The 12795-nt window shown below is 64.2% G+C and carries 10 protein-coding genes and 1 pseudogene; all 11 read left to right on the forward strand.

Annotation, left to right across the window (positions count from 1 at the left end; genetic code table 11):
• Positions 1 to 443 precede the first annotated feature (443 nt).
• Positions 444 to 1592, forward strand: a complete 1149-nt coding sequence (arnB, locus tag H0I86_RS17145; RefSeq protein ID WP_180921398.1) for a UDP-4-amino-4-deoxy-L-arabinose aminotransferase — start codon at positions 444 to 446, stop codon at positions 1590 to 1592.
• Positions 1589 to 2608, forward strand: a complete 1020-nt coding sequence (gene arnC, locus H0I86_RS17150) for an undecaprenyl-phosphate 4-deoxy-4-formamido-L-arabinose transferase (RefSeq protein WP_180921399.1) — start codon at positions 1589 to 1591, stop codon at positions 2606 to 2608. The genes arnB and arnC overlap by 4 nt, the downstream gene beginning before the upstream one ends.
• Positions 2605 to 4611, forward strand: coding sequence for a bifunctional UDP-4-amino-4-deoxy-L-arabinose formyltransferase/UDP-glucuronic acid oxidase ArnA (arnA, locus tag H0I86_RS17155; protein ID WP_180921400.1), 2007 nt, complete (start codon positions 2605 to 2607; stop codon positions 4609 to 4611). The genes arnC and arnA overlap by 4 nt, the downstream gene beginning before the upstream one ends.
• The gene (gene arnD / locus H0I86_RS17160) at positions 4611 to 5495 is read left to right on the forward strand and encodes a 4-deoxy-4-formamido-L-arabinose-phosphoundecaprenol deformylase (protein ID WP_180925861.1); all 885 of its coding nucleotides are present in this window, start codon (positions 4611 to 4613) and stop codon (positions 5493 to 5495) included. Before arnA ends, arnD begins: the two co-directional genes overlap by 1 nt.
• Positions 5492 to 7138 carry a lipid IV(A) 4-amino-4-deoxy-L-arabinosyltransferase gene (gene arnT / locus H0I86_RS17165; protein WP_180921401.1) on the forward strand — a complete coding sequence of 549 codons (1647 nt, stop codon included), beginning with the start codon at positions 5492 to 5494 and terminating at the stop codon, positions 7136 to 7138. The genes arnD and arnT overlap by 4 nt, the downstream gene beginning before the upstream one ends.
• Positions 7135 to 7479 (forward strand): 4-amino-4-deoxy-L-arabinose-phosphoundecaprenol flippase subunit ArnE, encoded by a 345-nt coding sequence (gene arnE / locus H0I86_RS17170; RefSeq protein WP_009048973.1) that lies wholly within the window; start codon positions 7135 to 7137, stop codon positions 7477 to 7479. Before arnT ends, arnE begins: the two co-directional genes overlap by 4 nt.
• Positions 7476 to 7889, forward strand: a complete 414-nt coding sequence (gene arnF / locus H0I86_RS17175) for a 4-amino-4-deoxy-L-arabinose-phosphoundecaprenol flippase subunit ArnF (protein WP_180921402.1) — start codon at positions 7476 to 7478, stop codon at positions 7887 to 7889. Before arnE ends, arnF begins: the two co-directional genes overlap by 4 nt.
• Positions 7886 to 9259 (forward strand): UDP-glucose dehydrogenase family protein, encoded by a 1374-nt coding sequence (locus H0I86_RS17180; protein WP_180921403.1) that lies wholly within the window; start codon positions 7886 to 7888, stop codon positions 9257 to 9259. The genes arnF and H0I86_RS17180 overlap by 4 nt, the downstream gene beginning before the upstream one ends.
• Positions 9260 to 10870, forward strand: a pseudogene (locus H0I86_RS17185) (ArnT family glycosyltransferase); the annotation flags it as partial.
• Positions 10871 to 10922: 52 nt separating this feature from the next.
• Entirely contained in the window at positions 10923 to 11498 is a 576-nt protein-coding gene (locus H0I86_RS17190; RefSeq protein WP_180921404.1) for a GNAT family N-acetyltransferase, read from the forward strand.
• A 41-nt stretch (positions 11499 to 11539) separates the two neighbouring features.
• Positions 11540 to 12721 (forward strand): MFS transporter, encoded by a 1182-nt coding sequence (locus H0I86_RS17195; protein WP_180921405.1) that lies wholly within the window; start codon positions 11540 to 11542, stop codon positions 12719 to 12721.
• Positions 12722 to 12795: the final 74 nt, after the last annotated feature.

The following is a 12795-nucleotide window of genomic DNA, read 5'->3' on the forward strand; positions in this document are numbered from 1 at the left end:
CGCAAAGTTGAAGAACGTCTCTCGACCAAGCGACTTTCACCCATGTTATCAGCGCAAAAAAACACCTTTGGGATTGCTGCAACCGGGGTTTTCCCGGTCAACGAGTGGCGAAGTCTGAACACCGGCTGTCTAGGTGAAAGATAAACGCGCCGTTGGCCTTTTTTTCATGTTCGTTTCACATTTTTCCGCTTAACCTGAATCCATTCAGGGGCGCTGGGAGCCAGCTCGGCCATCTAATCGAGACAAAAGCTAACACATTGATCTGGCTTTACTTTTACCTTGCATGATCTTTACTGCAATCAGGCATGGATGAGCATACCGACCTCACTTATGGACGCGCTTCAATGACCGAACCAAAAACGCCTTTTTTGAATAACCCCATCTGTAGCACAGGCGCTTTTTCTTCTTTCGATTGCTGAAATCCTTTTTTCCCCGAGGTCTAAATGAACCAGGTTTTCCTTCCTTTCTCGCGCCCGAGTATCGGCGATGAAGAGGTTGCTGCGGTCGAGCAGGTTCTACGTTCCGGCTGGATCACCACCGGACCGAAAAACCAGGAGCTCGAGCAGCAATTCGCCGCGCGGGTCGGCTGCAAGCACGCGGTGGCGCTGTCGTCGGCCACCGGCGGCATGCACATCACCTTGCTGGCCCTGGGGATCGGTCCCGGCGACGAGGTGATCACCCCCTCGCAGACCTGGGTTTCCACCGCCAACATGATCTGCCTGCTGGGGGCGACGCCGGTCTTCGTCGATGTCGACCCGCACACCCTGATGACCGACGCCGCCACGGTTGAAGCAGCGATCACGCCACGGACCAAGGCGATCATCCCGGTGCATTACGCCGGCGCCGCCTTCGATCTCGACCCGCTCTACGCCCTGGCCGACAAACACGGGATCGCGGTGATCGAGGACGCCGCCCACGGCGCCGGCACTACCTATCGCGGGCGGCCCGTCGGCGCCCGGGGCACGGCGATCTTTTCCTTCCATGCGATCAAGAACATGACCTGCGCCGAAGGCGCGATGTTCGTCAGCAATGACGAGGCCCTGGCCAACCGGGTGCGCATGCTCAAGTTCCATGGCCTGGGTGTCGACGCCTATGACCGCCTGACCCACGGGCGCAAGCCCCAGGCCGAGGTGATCGAGCCCGGCTTCAAATACAACCTGGCGGATATCAATGCCGCCATCGCCCTGGTGCAGTTGCAGCGCCTGGACGCGATCAATCGCCAGCGCGAAGTCCTGGCCAACGCCTATCTGGAGCAACTGCGCGACCTGCCGGTGCAACCGCTGCACCTGCCGACGTATCCGCAACAGCATGCCTGGCACCTGTTCATCCTGCGCATCGACGCCGAGCGTTGCGGCATCGATCGCGACGGCTTCATGAAGGCTTTGCAGGAACAGAACATCGGCAGTGGCATCCATTTCGTCGCCACTCACCTGCACAGTTATTACCGCCAGCGCTTCCCGGATGTGCATTTACCCAACACCGAATGGAACTCGACACGCCTGTGCTCGATTCCGCTGTTCCCCGACATGACCCTCGACGATGTCGAGCGGGTCGTCGGCGCCATCAAAACCTGTCTGGACCGAAGCCTTTGAAACCTTACCCAATCCAGTTCGTGTCGATCGTCATTCCGGTCTACAACGAAGAACAGAGCCTGCCCGAACTGCTGCGCCGCACTGTAGCGGCATGCCGCCAGCTCAAGCACGATTTCGAGATCGTCCTGGTCGACGACGGCAGCCGCGACGAATCGGCACAGATCCTCGAGGACGCCGCCAGCCGCGAAGGCAGCCCGGTGGTGGCGGTGATCCTCAACCGCAACTACGGCCAGCATGCGGCGATCATGGCCGGTTTCGAGCAGTGCCGCGGCGACGTGGTCATCACCCTGGATGCCGACCTGCAGAACCCGCCGGAAGAAATCCCGCACCTGGTGGCCCAGGCCGAGCTGGGCTACGACGTGGTCGGCACGGTGCGCAACAACCGCCAGGATTCCGCCTGGCGCCGCTGGCCGTCGAAGCTGATCAACCTGGCCGTGCAACGCTCCACCGGCGTGGCCATGAACGACTACGGCTGCATGCTGCGCGCCTACCGCCGCAGTGTGGTCGACGCCATGCTCGCCTGCCGCGAACGCAGCACCTTTATCCCGATCCTGGCCAACAGCTTCGCCCGCCACACCACCGAGGTGCTGGTGAACCACGCCGAGCGTGAACACGGCGATTCCAAGTACAGCCCGATGCGCCTGATCAACCTGATGTTCGACCTGATCACCTGCATGACCACCACGCCGCTGCGCCTGCTGAGCATCATCGGTTTCAGCATGGCCGGCCTCGGTGTGCTGTTCGCCCTGTTGCTGATTTTCCTGCGCCTGGTGTTCGGTTCCGAATGGGCCGGCGACGGTATGTTCGTGCTGTTCGCCATCCTGTTCGTGTTCACCGGTGGCCAGTTCATCGGCATGGGCCTGTTGGGTGAATACCTGGGGCGCATGTACAGCGATGTGCGCGCCCGCCCACGCTTCTTCATTGAAAAAGTCCTGCGCAGCCAGCCTGCCGCCCCTGCTCCCGCTGTCACGGTCGACGGTCTAACTTCCACTCTCTCCGATCAGGTTTCGCCATGAGTCATAAAGCTGTTGTCTTCGCCTATCACGATATCGGCTGCGCAGGCCTCGAAGCCCTGCTCAATGCAGGCTATGAAATCGGCGCGGTCTTCACCCATGCCGACGATCCGCAGGAAAACACCTTCTACGCCTCCGTGGCCCAGTTGTGCTCGCTCAAGGGCATCCCGGTGCATGCCCCGGAGGACGCCAACCACCCGCTGTGGATCGAGCGCATCGCCAAGCTGAAGCCTGACTACATCTTCTCCTTCTACTATCGCAACCTGCTCAACGAAGCGCTGCTGGCCACCGCCAGCAAAGGCGCGTTCAACCTGCACGGTTCGCTGCTGCCGAGCTACCGTGGCCGCGCGCCGGCCAACTGGGTGCTGGTCAATGGCGAAAGCGAAACCGGCGTGACCCTGCACCGCATGGTCAAGCGCGCCGACGCCGGGGCGATCATTGCCCAGCAGCGGGTGGCCATCGAACGCAGCGATACCGCGCTGAGCCTGCACGGCAAGCTGCGCGCCGCCGCCGCCAGCCTGCTGCGCGACACCCTGCCCGCCCTGGCGCAAGGCAAGGTCAGCGAAACCGCCCAGGACGAATCCAGGGCCAGCTACTTCGGTCGCCGCACCGCGGCCGACGGCAAGTTGCTGTGGAGCCAGCCGGCCGAACAGCTGTTCAACCTGGTGCGTGCCGTGACCAAGCCTTACCCGGGCGCGTTCTGCGCCGTGGGCGAACACAAGCTGATCGTCTGGAGCGCCGAGGTGGTCAAGGGCAACGACGGCCAGGCCCCGGGCCGGGTGATCAGCGTCGACCCGCTGCGCATCGCCTGTGGCCAGGACTCGCTGCGGATCAACGCCGGCCAGCGCAACGATAACGGCCTGTACCTCAGCGGCCCGCAACTGGCCAACGAGCTGGGCCTGGTGGACGGCTCGCTGCTGCGCGGCGCCGAATCCGGCCGTGCCCCACGGCGTACCCGGGTGCTGATCCTCGGCGTCAACGGCTTTATCGGCAACCACCTGTCCGAGCGCCTGCTGCGTGACGACAAGTACGAAGTCTACGGCCTGGATATCGGCTCCGACGCCATCGAGCGCCTGCGCGACCACCCGCACTTCCACTTCGTCGAAGGCGATATCAGCATTCACTCCGAGTGGATCGAGTACCACATCAAGAAGTGCGACGTGGTCCTGCCGCTGGTGGCCATCGCCACGCCGATCGAATACACCCGCAACCCGCTACGCGTGTTCGAACTGGACTTCGAAGAGAACCTCAAGCTGGTCCGCTACTGCGTCAAGTACAACAAACGCGTGATCTTCCCGTCGACCTCCGAGGTCTACGGCATGTGCCAGGACCAGAACTTCGACGAAGACAGCTCCAACCTGATCGTCGGCCCGATCAACAAGCAGCGCTGGATCTACTCGGTGTCCAAGCAGTTGCTGGACCGGGTGATCTGGGCCTACGGCAGCAAGGGCCTGAACTTCACCCTGTTCCGTCCGTTCAACTGGATGGGGCCGCGCCTGGACCGCCTGGACTCGGCACGCATCGGCAGCTCCCGGGCCATCACCCAGCTGATCCTCAACCTGGTGGAAGGCACGCCGATCCGCCTGTTCGACGGTGGCGAGCAGAAGCGCTGCTTCACCGACATCGCCGACGGCATCGAGGCCCTGGCGCGCATCGTCGACAACGAAAACGATGTGTGCAACGGCCAGATCATCAACATCGGCAACCCGGACAACGAAGCCAGTATCCGCCAGTTGGGCGAAGAGCTGCTGCGCCAGTTCGAGGCCCACCCGCTGCGTGGCAACTTCCCGCCGTTCGCCGGTTTCCGCGAGGTCGAGAGCAAGTCGTTCTACGGCGCCGGCTACCAGGACGTGGAACACCGCAAGCCGAGCATCGCCAACGCCAAGCGCCTGCTGAACTGGGAGCCGACCGTCGAGATGAAGCAAACCATCGGCAACACGCTGGACTTCTTCCTGCGCGAAGCCATGCTCGAAATCGCGGAGCCCTCTAAAGAAGAAGCATGCTGATGCAGGCAGGTCTGCGAATCGATGTCGACACCTATCGCGGCACCCGTGAGGGGGTGCCGCGGTTGCTGGAACTGCTCGACGAGGCCGGGATCAAGGCCACCTTCTTCTTCAGCGTCGGCCCGGACAACATGGGGCGCCACCTGTGGCGCCTGATCCGCCCGCAATTTCTGTGGAAGATGCTGCGTTCCAACGCCGTCGGCCTGTATGGCTGGGACATCCTGCTGGCGGGCACCGCCTGGCCGGGCAAGCCGATCGGTCGCGACCTCGGGCACCTGATGCGTCAGGCCCGGGACGCCGGTCATGAAGTCGGCCTGCACGCCTGGGATCACCACGGCTGGCAGGCCAATGCCGGGCGCTGGAACCAGGCGCAGCTGATCGAGCAGATTCGCCAGGGCGTCGACACCCTCAATGACATTCTCGGCCAGCGCATCGACTGTTCGGCGGCCGCCGGCTGGCGCGCCGACGAGTCGGTGATCGAGGCCAAGCAGGGCTTCGGCTTTCGCTACAACAGCGACTGCCGCGGCACCTCGATCTTCCAGCCGCGGCTGGCGGATGGCGGCCTGGGCGCCCCGCAGATTCCGGTCGACCTGCCGACCTTCGACGAAGTGGTCGGGCCGACCGTCGTGGCCCACGACTTCAACACATTCATCCTGGACCGGTTCAGCCCCGACAGGCTCAACGTCTACACCATTCACGCCGAGGTCGAAGGGATTCTGATGGCCAACGATTTTCGCCAACTGCTGGCGCAAGCCCGCCAGCGCGACATTCATTTCACTGCCCTGGGCGAGCTGTTGCCCGCGTCCTTGCAGAGCCTGCCCCAGGGGCAGGTCATTCGTGGCGCCCTCGAAGGCCGCGAAGGCTGGCTGGGGGTGCAAGGCGCATGACCAGACGCTGGGCCCTGCCTCTTTTACTGCTTGCCTTCGGCCTGTTCTACCTGCTGCCGATGGCCACCCACGGTTTGTGGATTCCCGATGAAACCCGCTATGCGCAGATCAGCCAGGAAATGCTCCTGACCGGCCACTGGGCATCGCCGCATTTCATGGGCATCCGTTATTTCGAGAAGCCGGCCGCCGGCTACTGGATGATCGCCCTCGGCCAGGCGGTGTTCGGCCAGAACCTGTTCGGCGTGCGGGTGGCTTCGGCCCTGAGCATGGGCCTGAGCGTGCTGCTCACCTACCTGCTGGCCAGGCGGCTGTGGAACGACCCGCGCAAGAGCCTGGTCTGCGCCCTGCTGTACATGAGCTTCTGCGTGGTGGTCGGCGCCGGTGGTTATGCCAACCTCGACCCGCAGTTCACCTTCTGGGTCAACCTGAGCCTGGTGGCGCTGTGGTTCGCCCTGGACAACCAGACGCTGCGCGGCCGCCTGCTGGCCTGGACCGGCCTGGGCTTCGCCTGTGGCATGGGCTTCATGACCAAGGGTTTCCTCGCCTGGCTGCTGCCGGTGCTGATCGCCCTGCCCTACATGCTCTGGCAGAAACGCTTGCGCGAGCTGTTTGTCTACGGCGGTGTGGCGGTGCTGGTGGCGATTGTCGTCAGCCTGCCGTGGGCCCTGGCGGTGCATGCCCAGGAAGCGGATTACTGGCGCTTCTTTTTCTGGCATGAACACATCCGTCGTTTTGCCGGTGACGACGCCCAGCACGCTTCACCATGGTGGTACTACCTGCCGCTGCTGGTGGCGTTCAGCATGCCCTGGGTCCTGGTGCTGCCGGGCGCCTTGAAGCAGGCCTGGCAGACCCGGCGCCAGGCGAGCATCGGTTTCCTGCTGCTGTGGCTGATCCTGCCGCTGGCGTTCTTCAGCCTGAGCAAGGGCAAGCTGCCAGCCTATATCCTGCCGTGCCTGCTGCCGCTGGCGCTGCTGATGGGCAATAGCCTGAGCGACCGGCTGCACGCCGGGCAGACCCGGATCATCCGCCTCAACGCTGTGCTCAACCTGGTGCTGGGCCTGTTGCTGCTGTTGGCGCTGGTGTATTTCCAGCTGAAGAAGCCGCTGTACAGCAACGAGCCCGGGCACCTGGTGCTGGTGTTCCTGGCCCTGCTTGGCTGGAACATGAGCAACCTGCTGCCGGCCTTCCGCCCGCTGCGCCTGTGGGCCGCGCCGGCGCTCGGCAGCTGGCTGTTCATCGCCCTGCTGCCCGCCGGCCTGCCGAACTCGGTGGTCTACAACAAGATGCCGGATCAATTCATCATCGATCACGCCGAGGAACTCGCCCGGAGCCACACCCTGGTGAGCAATGACCTGGGCGCCGCCTCGGCCCTGGCCTGGCGCCTCAAGCGCCCGGATATCGCCTTGTACAACACGACAGGCGAAGTGAAATATGGCCTGGCCTATCCTGACACCCAGCATCGTTACATCGACCTGCGCAAGGTCGGCGAATGGATGCCTGCGGCCCGCAAGCTGGGTCAGGTGGCCGTGGTGATGCGTATCAATGGCGACGAACACTACGAAATCGATCTGTTGCCGCAGGATTTCAAACGTTATGACCAGGGCAATCTCGTGATCCTGATCTTCCCTCAGAGCCAACCATGAGCCTGTTGCTGCTACTCGTCGCCTGCCTGCTGACCTGCCTGGGCCAGATCGCCCAGAAGTTCGCCGTGGAAAGCTGGCGCGGCCAGCCTTCGGGCGCGCTCGACAAACTGCGCTCGCCCTGGCTGTGGCTGGCCCTGGCCAGCCTCGGCCTGGGCTTGCTGGTGTGGTTGCTGGTGCTGCAACGGGTCGAGGTCGGCATTGCCTACCCGATGCTCAGCCTGAACTTCGTGCTGATCACCCTGATCGCCCGCTTCGTCTTCCATGAAGCCATCGACCGCCGCCACTGGCTCGGCGTGGTGCTGGTGCTCGCTGGCGTACTGCTGTTGAGTCGCCACGCATGAGCCGGGTTCGCGGTTTCACTTTCGCCATGGGCAGCGTGCTGCTGGTCAGCACCGCGCAACTGGGCATGCGCTGGAGCATGACCCGCCTGCCGACGCCGGCGGACTGGCTGGCGGCGCTGTCCAGTGGCCAGGTCGACCTGCTGGCGCTGGGCGTGGTGCTGGCGGCAATCCTCGCCTATGTCCTGTCGATGCTCTGCTGGCTGGCGGCGTTGCGCGACCTGCCGCTGGGCCGGGCCTATTCCCTGCTCAGCATCAGCTACGCCCTGGTCTACCTGCTGGCCGCCGCGCTGCCGCTGTTCAACGAGCCGTTCAGTCTTTCGAAAACCCTGGGGGTGGCCCTGGTCATCCTCGGCGTCATTATCATCAACTCACGACCTGCTCCCGCGACAAGTCCCAGGAATACCCCATGAAAATCAGCGTATTTGGAAGTGGTTACGTCGGCCTCGTACAGGCCGCCGTGCTGGCCGAAGTCGGCCACGATGTCATCTGCATGGACATTGACGAGCACAAAGTCCAGCAGTTGCAACAGGGGCACGTCAGTATCTTCGAGCCCGGGCTGTCGAGCCTGGTGCGCGACAACCTGGAAAGCAAACGCCTGAGCTTCACCAGCGACGAAAAGCTCGCGGTGCAACATGGCCAGGTGCTGTTTATCGCGGTCGGCACGCCGTCCAGCGAGGACGGCTCGGCCGACCTGCGTTATGTGCTGTCGGTGGGCGACGCCGTGGCCCGGCACCGTGAGCAGCCGGTGATCCTGGTGGAGAAATCCACGGTGCCGGTAGGCACCGGCGACACCTTGAAAGCCCATATCGAAAAGGCCCTGGACGGGCGCGCCCTGCAGTTCGATATCGTCTCCAACCCGGAATTCCTCAAGGAAGGCTCGGCGGTTTCCGATTGCCGCCGTCCGGACCGGATCATCGTCGGCTGCGAGCGCGAAGAAGTCCGCGACGTGATGCGCGACCTCTACGCCCCCTTCAACCGCAACCATGACCGCATCATGTTCATGGACCTGCGCAGCGCCGAGCTGACCAAGTACGCCGCCAACTGCATGCTGGCGACCAAGATCAGCTTCATCAACCAGATCGCCGAGCTGGCCGAACACCTGGGGGCCGACATCGAATCGGTGCGCCTGGGGATCGGCGCCGACTCGCGCATCGGCTACCACTTCATCTACCCGGGCTGCGGTTATGGCGGCTCGTGTTTCCCCAAGGACATGCGCGCGCTGATCCACAGCGCCGAGCAGGCCCATTGCTCCAGCGACCTTTTGCAAGCGGTGGAAGCCATCAACGAACGGCAGAAACACAAGCTGTTCGAGCGCATCAACGCCTTCTACCAGGGCGACCTGAAAGGCAAGACCTTCGCCCTCTGGGGCCTGGCCTTCAAACCCAACACCGACGACATGCGCGACGCCCCCAGCCGGGTGCTGCTGGAGTCGCTATGGGCCGCCGGCGCCAACGTGCGCGCCTTCGACCCGGAAGCCATGCAGGAAACCCAGCGCCTGTACCCCGACGAGCCAAAGCTGATGCTGATGGGCACCCCGGAATCGGTGCTCAACGACGCCGACGCGCTGATCATCTGCACCGAGTGGCAGCAGTTCAAGGCGCCGGACTTCCAGCTGCTGCAACAGCGCCTCAAGGCCCCGGTGATCTTCGACGGGCGCAACCTGTACGACGCCGAGCGCCTGGCCCGTGGCGGCTTCACCTACTTCCCGATCGGTCGCGGCGAGTCGCGCCGCCTGCCGATTCCTCACCGGCAATGGGCCGACGCCAGGGCCAAGGCCTGAATGCCCAGGGCCGGCAGCACGCCTTCCAGCACCCTGCATTGGCAAGCCTGGGGGCTGGGGCTGCTGGCCCTGCTGCTGTTCTGTGCCGGCGCCGGGCAAGTGGCGGTGATCGGCTTCGATTCGCGCTTCGTGCTGTTCGCCAAGGAAATGCTGCGCCATGGACCGGGCTTCTTTCCCACCACCTACGGCCAACCCTACGCTGACTACTCCAGCGCCTCGACCCTGCTGATCGACCTGTTCGCCCTGGCCTCGGGCCAGGTCACGACACTCGCGGCCTGGCTGCCCACGGCCATCGCCGGGGCGCTGATCGTCAACCTCATGTACCGCCTGCTGGCGCCCAGTTCAAAAACCTGGGCCTTGACCAGCATCGCCCTGCTGTTGCTCAGCAGCACCTTCATCAGCGAAACCCGCGCCGTCTCCCTCGACCTGATGCTCGCGGCCATCGCCCTGGCGGTGTTCTACCTGGGGTATGCGCACGATCATTTCGCCGCGCCGCGCCGCCTGTGGCTGATCCTCGCGTTGCTGGTCGCGGGGTTCGCCATTCGCGGGCCGATCGGCCTGGTGATTCCCTGCGGCATGCTGTGCAGCTATTACCTGCTCGAAGGCCAGTGGCGGCGGATGTTCATCTTCGGTGGCTGCGCCCTGCTCCTGCTGCTGGCGTGCGTGGCGCTGTTGCTGGGGCTGGCCCGACTGAGCGGCGGCCCGGCCTTTGTGCAGGAGGTGATCCGCATGCAGTTCATCGGGCGCATGGATGGCAGCGAAGGCAGCAGCGGCCCGTTCTATTACTTCAGCAGCTCCCTGGGCAACTATGCCCTGGCCTACCCGCTGGCGATCCTGACCTGGCTGGCAGTGTGGCTCGGCCCCCGCGAACAGCAGGACCGCGCGCGCAGGCTGCTGGTGCTGTGCAGCGCCGCGGCCCTGCTGGTGTTGATCGGCCTGTCGATTCCCCAGGCGAAAAAAGCCCGCTACCTGCTACCGATGTTGCCCATGCTGGCGATCGTCGCGGCTTATCCCTTCCACGATATCCAGGGTCGCGGCCTGGCCTGGCTGCGCCAGGGCATCCAGGCCCTGTGGCTGCTGACACCCGGATTGCTGATAGCGGCGTTGCTGGTGGTGCAGCGGCGCTTTGCCGAACCCTTGGCCGGCTTGACCCCTCTGCTGGTGTTGCTCGGCGTTTTTCAGCTGGCGGCGCTGGGCCTGTTGCGCATGCCGCGCTGGCGGATTGGCGGCCTGGCCCTGGGGGCCGTGCTGGCCGTCTGGAGTGCCTATATCCTTGGGTTCGAGCCGCTGGCCCGCCAGCTCTACGACACCCGCACCTTCACCCTGGCCGCCTGGAAGCTGATCGAACAGGACCCGGCCCCGGTGGTGCTGCACCATATGGGCAAGGACGCCAAGGCCATCAAGTTCATGGTCCATCTCGACCAGGATCTGCAGCCGCTGTTCACCGAACGCGCCGAAGCCCTTGCCGCCATACCAGGCCCAGCCTGGGTGGTGATGGATCAAAGTGACCTGGCGACGCTCAAGGCCACGCCCCTGGCGCGGCTGGCCCCGGTGCTCAGCGGGCGCTTCGACAAGAACGACTTCGTCATGCTGCACCTGCCTGCCACCCCCCCAACCCTGAACGGTTGCCCCACCGCGCCCTGGCTCCTTACACTCGCGCCCCATGACTCTGCAAATCCGCCTGGCCACAGAGGCCGATGCCCTTCTGCTCCCCGCCATCGAACGCAGCGCCGCCGCGCTGTTTCGCCGCGACCCCGAACTGGCCTGGCTGGCCGATGCCGAGGTGCCCGACGCCGCGCAGCACCGCGCGCATATCCGCCAGCAGCGGGTGTGGGTGGCGGTGCTCGATCAAGAGGTGTGCGCCTTCCTCGACGCCGAAGCCTGCGCCAATGCACTGCATATCTGGGAAATCTCGGTCGCCAGTAGCGCCCAGGGGCGCGGCATTGGCCGCCGCCTGCTGGAGACGGTGCGCGAACAGGCGCGCCAGCAAGGCTTCAGTGCCCTGACCCTGAGCACCTTCCGCCAATTGCCGTGGAATGAACCTTTCTACCAGCGTTGCGGTTTCGTCACCCTGGACGCCGACCAACTGGGGCCGCGCCTGCAGCAGGTACTGGCCGAGGAAGTTCGCCACGGCCTGCCAGCGGCCCGGCGCTGCGCCATGCGCCTGACGTTGCCTGCTAATTGTAGGAGCGAGGCTTGCTCGCGATGCGATGGCAAGCCTGGGCTGCCGGATCGCTAGGGGTTGTCGCCCACTCAGACAACAAGGACTCATGCACCACCGTGGCCACTTATTCGCTGGTTATCCGCCGCCTGATGATCTGCTCGCTGACCATTGTCGTCAGTCGCGCCATCACCAGCCCCTTGCTCACCCTGTTCCTCAGCGAAAAACTCAGCCTCGACCAGCAGGACGTCGGCCTGCTGCTGGGGATCGCGGTGTTCATCGCCACCCTGCTCGCGCTCTATGGCGGCTACATCCTCGACCGCCTGGACAAGCGCCGGCTGCTGATCCTGAGCATGCTCTCCAGCGGCATCGGTTTTGTGCTACTGACCTTCGCCCACAACCTCTACCTGACCACCGCGATCCTGGTGATCACCGAAACCGCCTCGGCGCTGTTCCTGATCGGTTCCAAGGCGATCATCAGCGAGAACCTGCCGGTGAGTCAGCGGGCCAGGGTGTTCTCCCTGCGCTACACCCTGACCAATATCGGCTACGCCACCGGCCCCATGCTCGGCGTGGTGATCGCCGGGCAGCTGCCGCTGGCACCGTTCCTGATCGCCGGCGCCATCGCCTTTCTCAGCACCCTGCTGATGCGCGGCATTCCACCCACGCCGGGCCTGCCCTTGAGCAAGCCGCAGAGTTTCCTCAATACCCTGGTGACCCTGAAAAACGACCGCACGCTGATCATGTTCACCTGCGGCTGCCTGCTCAGCACCATCGTCCATGGGCGTTTCACCCTGTACCTGTCGCAGTACCTGCTGGTCACCGAAGACGCGAAAAGCGCCCTCGACACCATGGCCGCCCTGCTGGCCTGCAACGCCATCAGCGTGATCCTGTTGCAGTACCAGATCGGCCGGTTCCTCAAGCGCGAACAATTGCGCCACTGGATCGCCGTCGGCACCAGCCTGTTCATCCTCGGCCTGATCGGCTTCAGCCTGGCCGACAGCCTGCTGGGCTGGTGCCTGGCGATGTTCGTCTTCACCCTCGGCGAGATGATCATCTACCCGGCGGAATTCCTGTTCATCGACACCCTGGCCCCCGAGGCACTGCGCGGCAGCTATTACGGCGCGCAGAACCTCGCGGCCCTGGGCGGCGCCTTGAGCCCGGTGATCTGCGGTTATCTGCTGGTACACACCCCGGCACCGACCATGTTCTATGCCCTGAGCGCCTTGACCGCCCTCGGCGGGCTGCTGTGTTTCATCAGCGGACGGCGGGTGGCGCAGGTCGCGACAGTGCAAAAATAGTGCATTTAAACAGCATTATTATGAATTTGTAGGCGCTTCGATTGATCGGCACACTGTGCCGGTTCCTCCCCCAA

Source organism: Pseudomonas chlororaphis subsp. aurantiaca (assembly GCF_013466605.1).
Lineage (GTDB): Bacteria > Pseudomonadota > Gammaproteobacteria > Pseudomonadales > Pseudomonadaceae > Aquipseudomonas > Aquipseudomonas chlororaphis_I.

Bases quoted from the DNA above. Each gene is read 5' to 3' on its own strand.
- arnB (WP_180921398.1), top strand. From the start codon at position 444: ATGAACCAGGTTTTCCTTCCTTTCTCGCGCCCGAGTATCGGCGATGAA.
- arnA (WP_180921400.1), top strand. From the start codon at position 2,605: ATGAGTCATAAAGCTGTTGTCTTCGCCTATCACGATATCGGCTGCGCA.
- arnD (WP_180925861.1), top strand. From the start codon at position 4,611: ATGCAGGCAGGTCTGCGAATCGATGTCGACACCTATCGCGGCACCCGT.
- arnT (WP_180921401.1), top strand. From the start codon at position 5,492: ATGACCAGACGCTGGGCCCTGCCTCTTTTACTGCTTGCCTTCGGCCTG.
- arnE (WP_009048973.1), top strand. From the start codon at position 7,135: ATGAGCCTGTTGCTGCTACTCGTCGCCTGCCTGCTGACCTGCCTGGGC.
- arnF (WP_180921402.1), top strand. From the start codon at position 7,476: ATGAGCCGGGTTCGCGGTTTCACTTTCGCCATGGGCAGCGTGCTGCTG.
- H0I86_RS17180 (WP_180921403.1), top strand. From the start codon at position 7,886: ATGAAAATCAGCGTATTTGGAAGTGGTTACGTCGGCCTCGTACAGGCC.
- H0I86_RS17190 (WP_180921404.1), top strand. From the start codon at position 10,923: ATGACTCTGCAAATCCGCCTGGCCACAGAGGCCGATGCCCTTCTGCTC.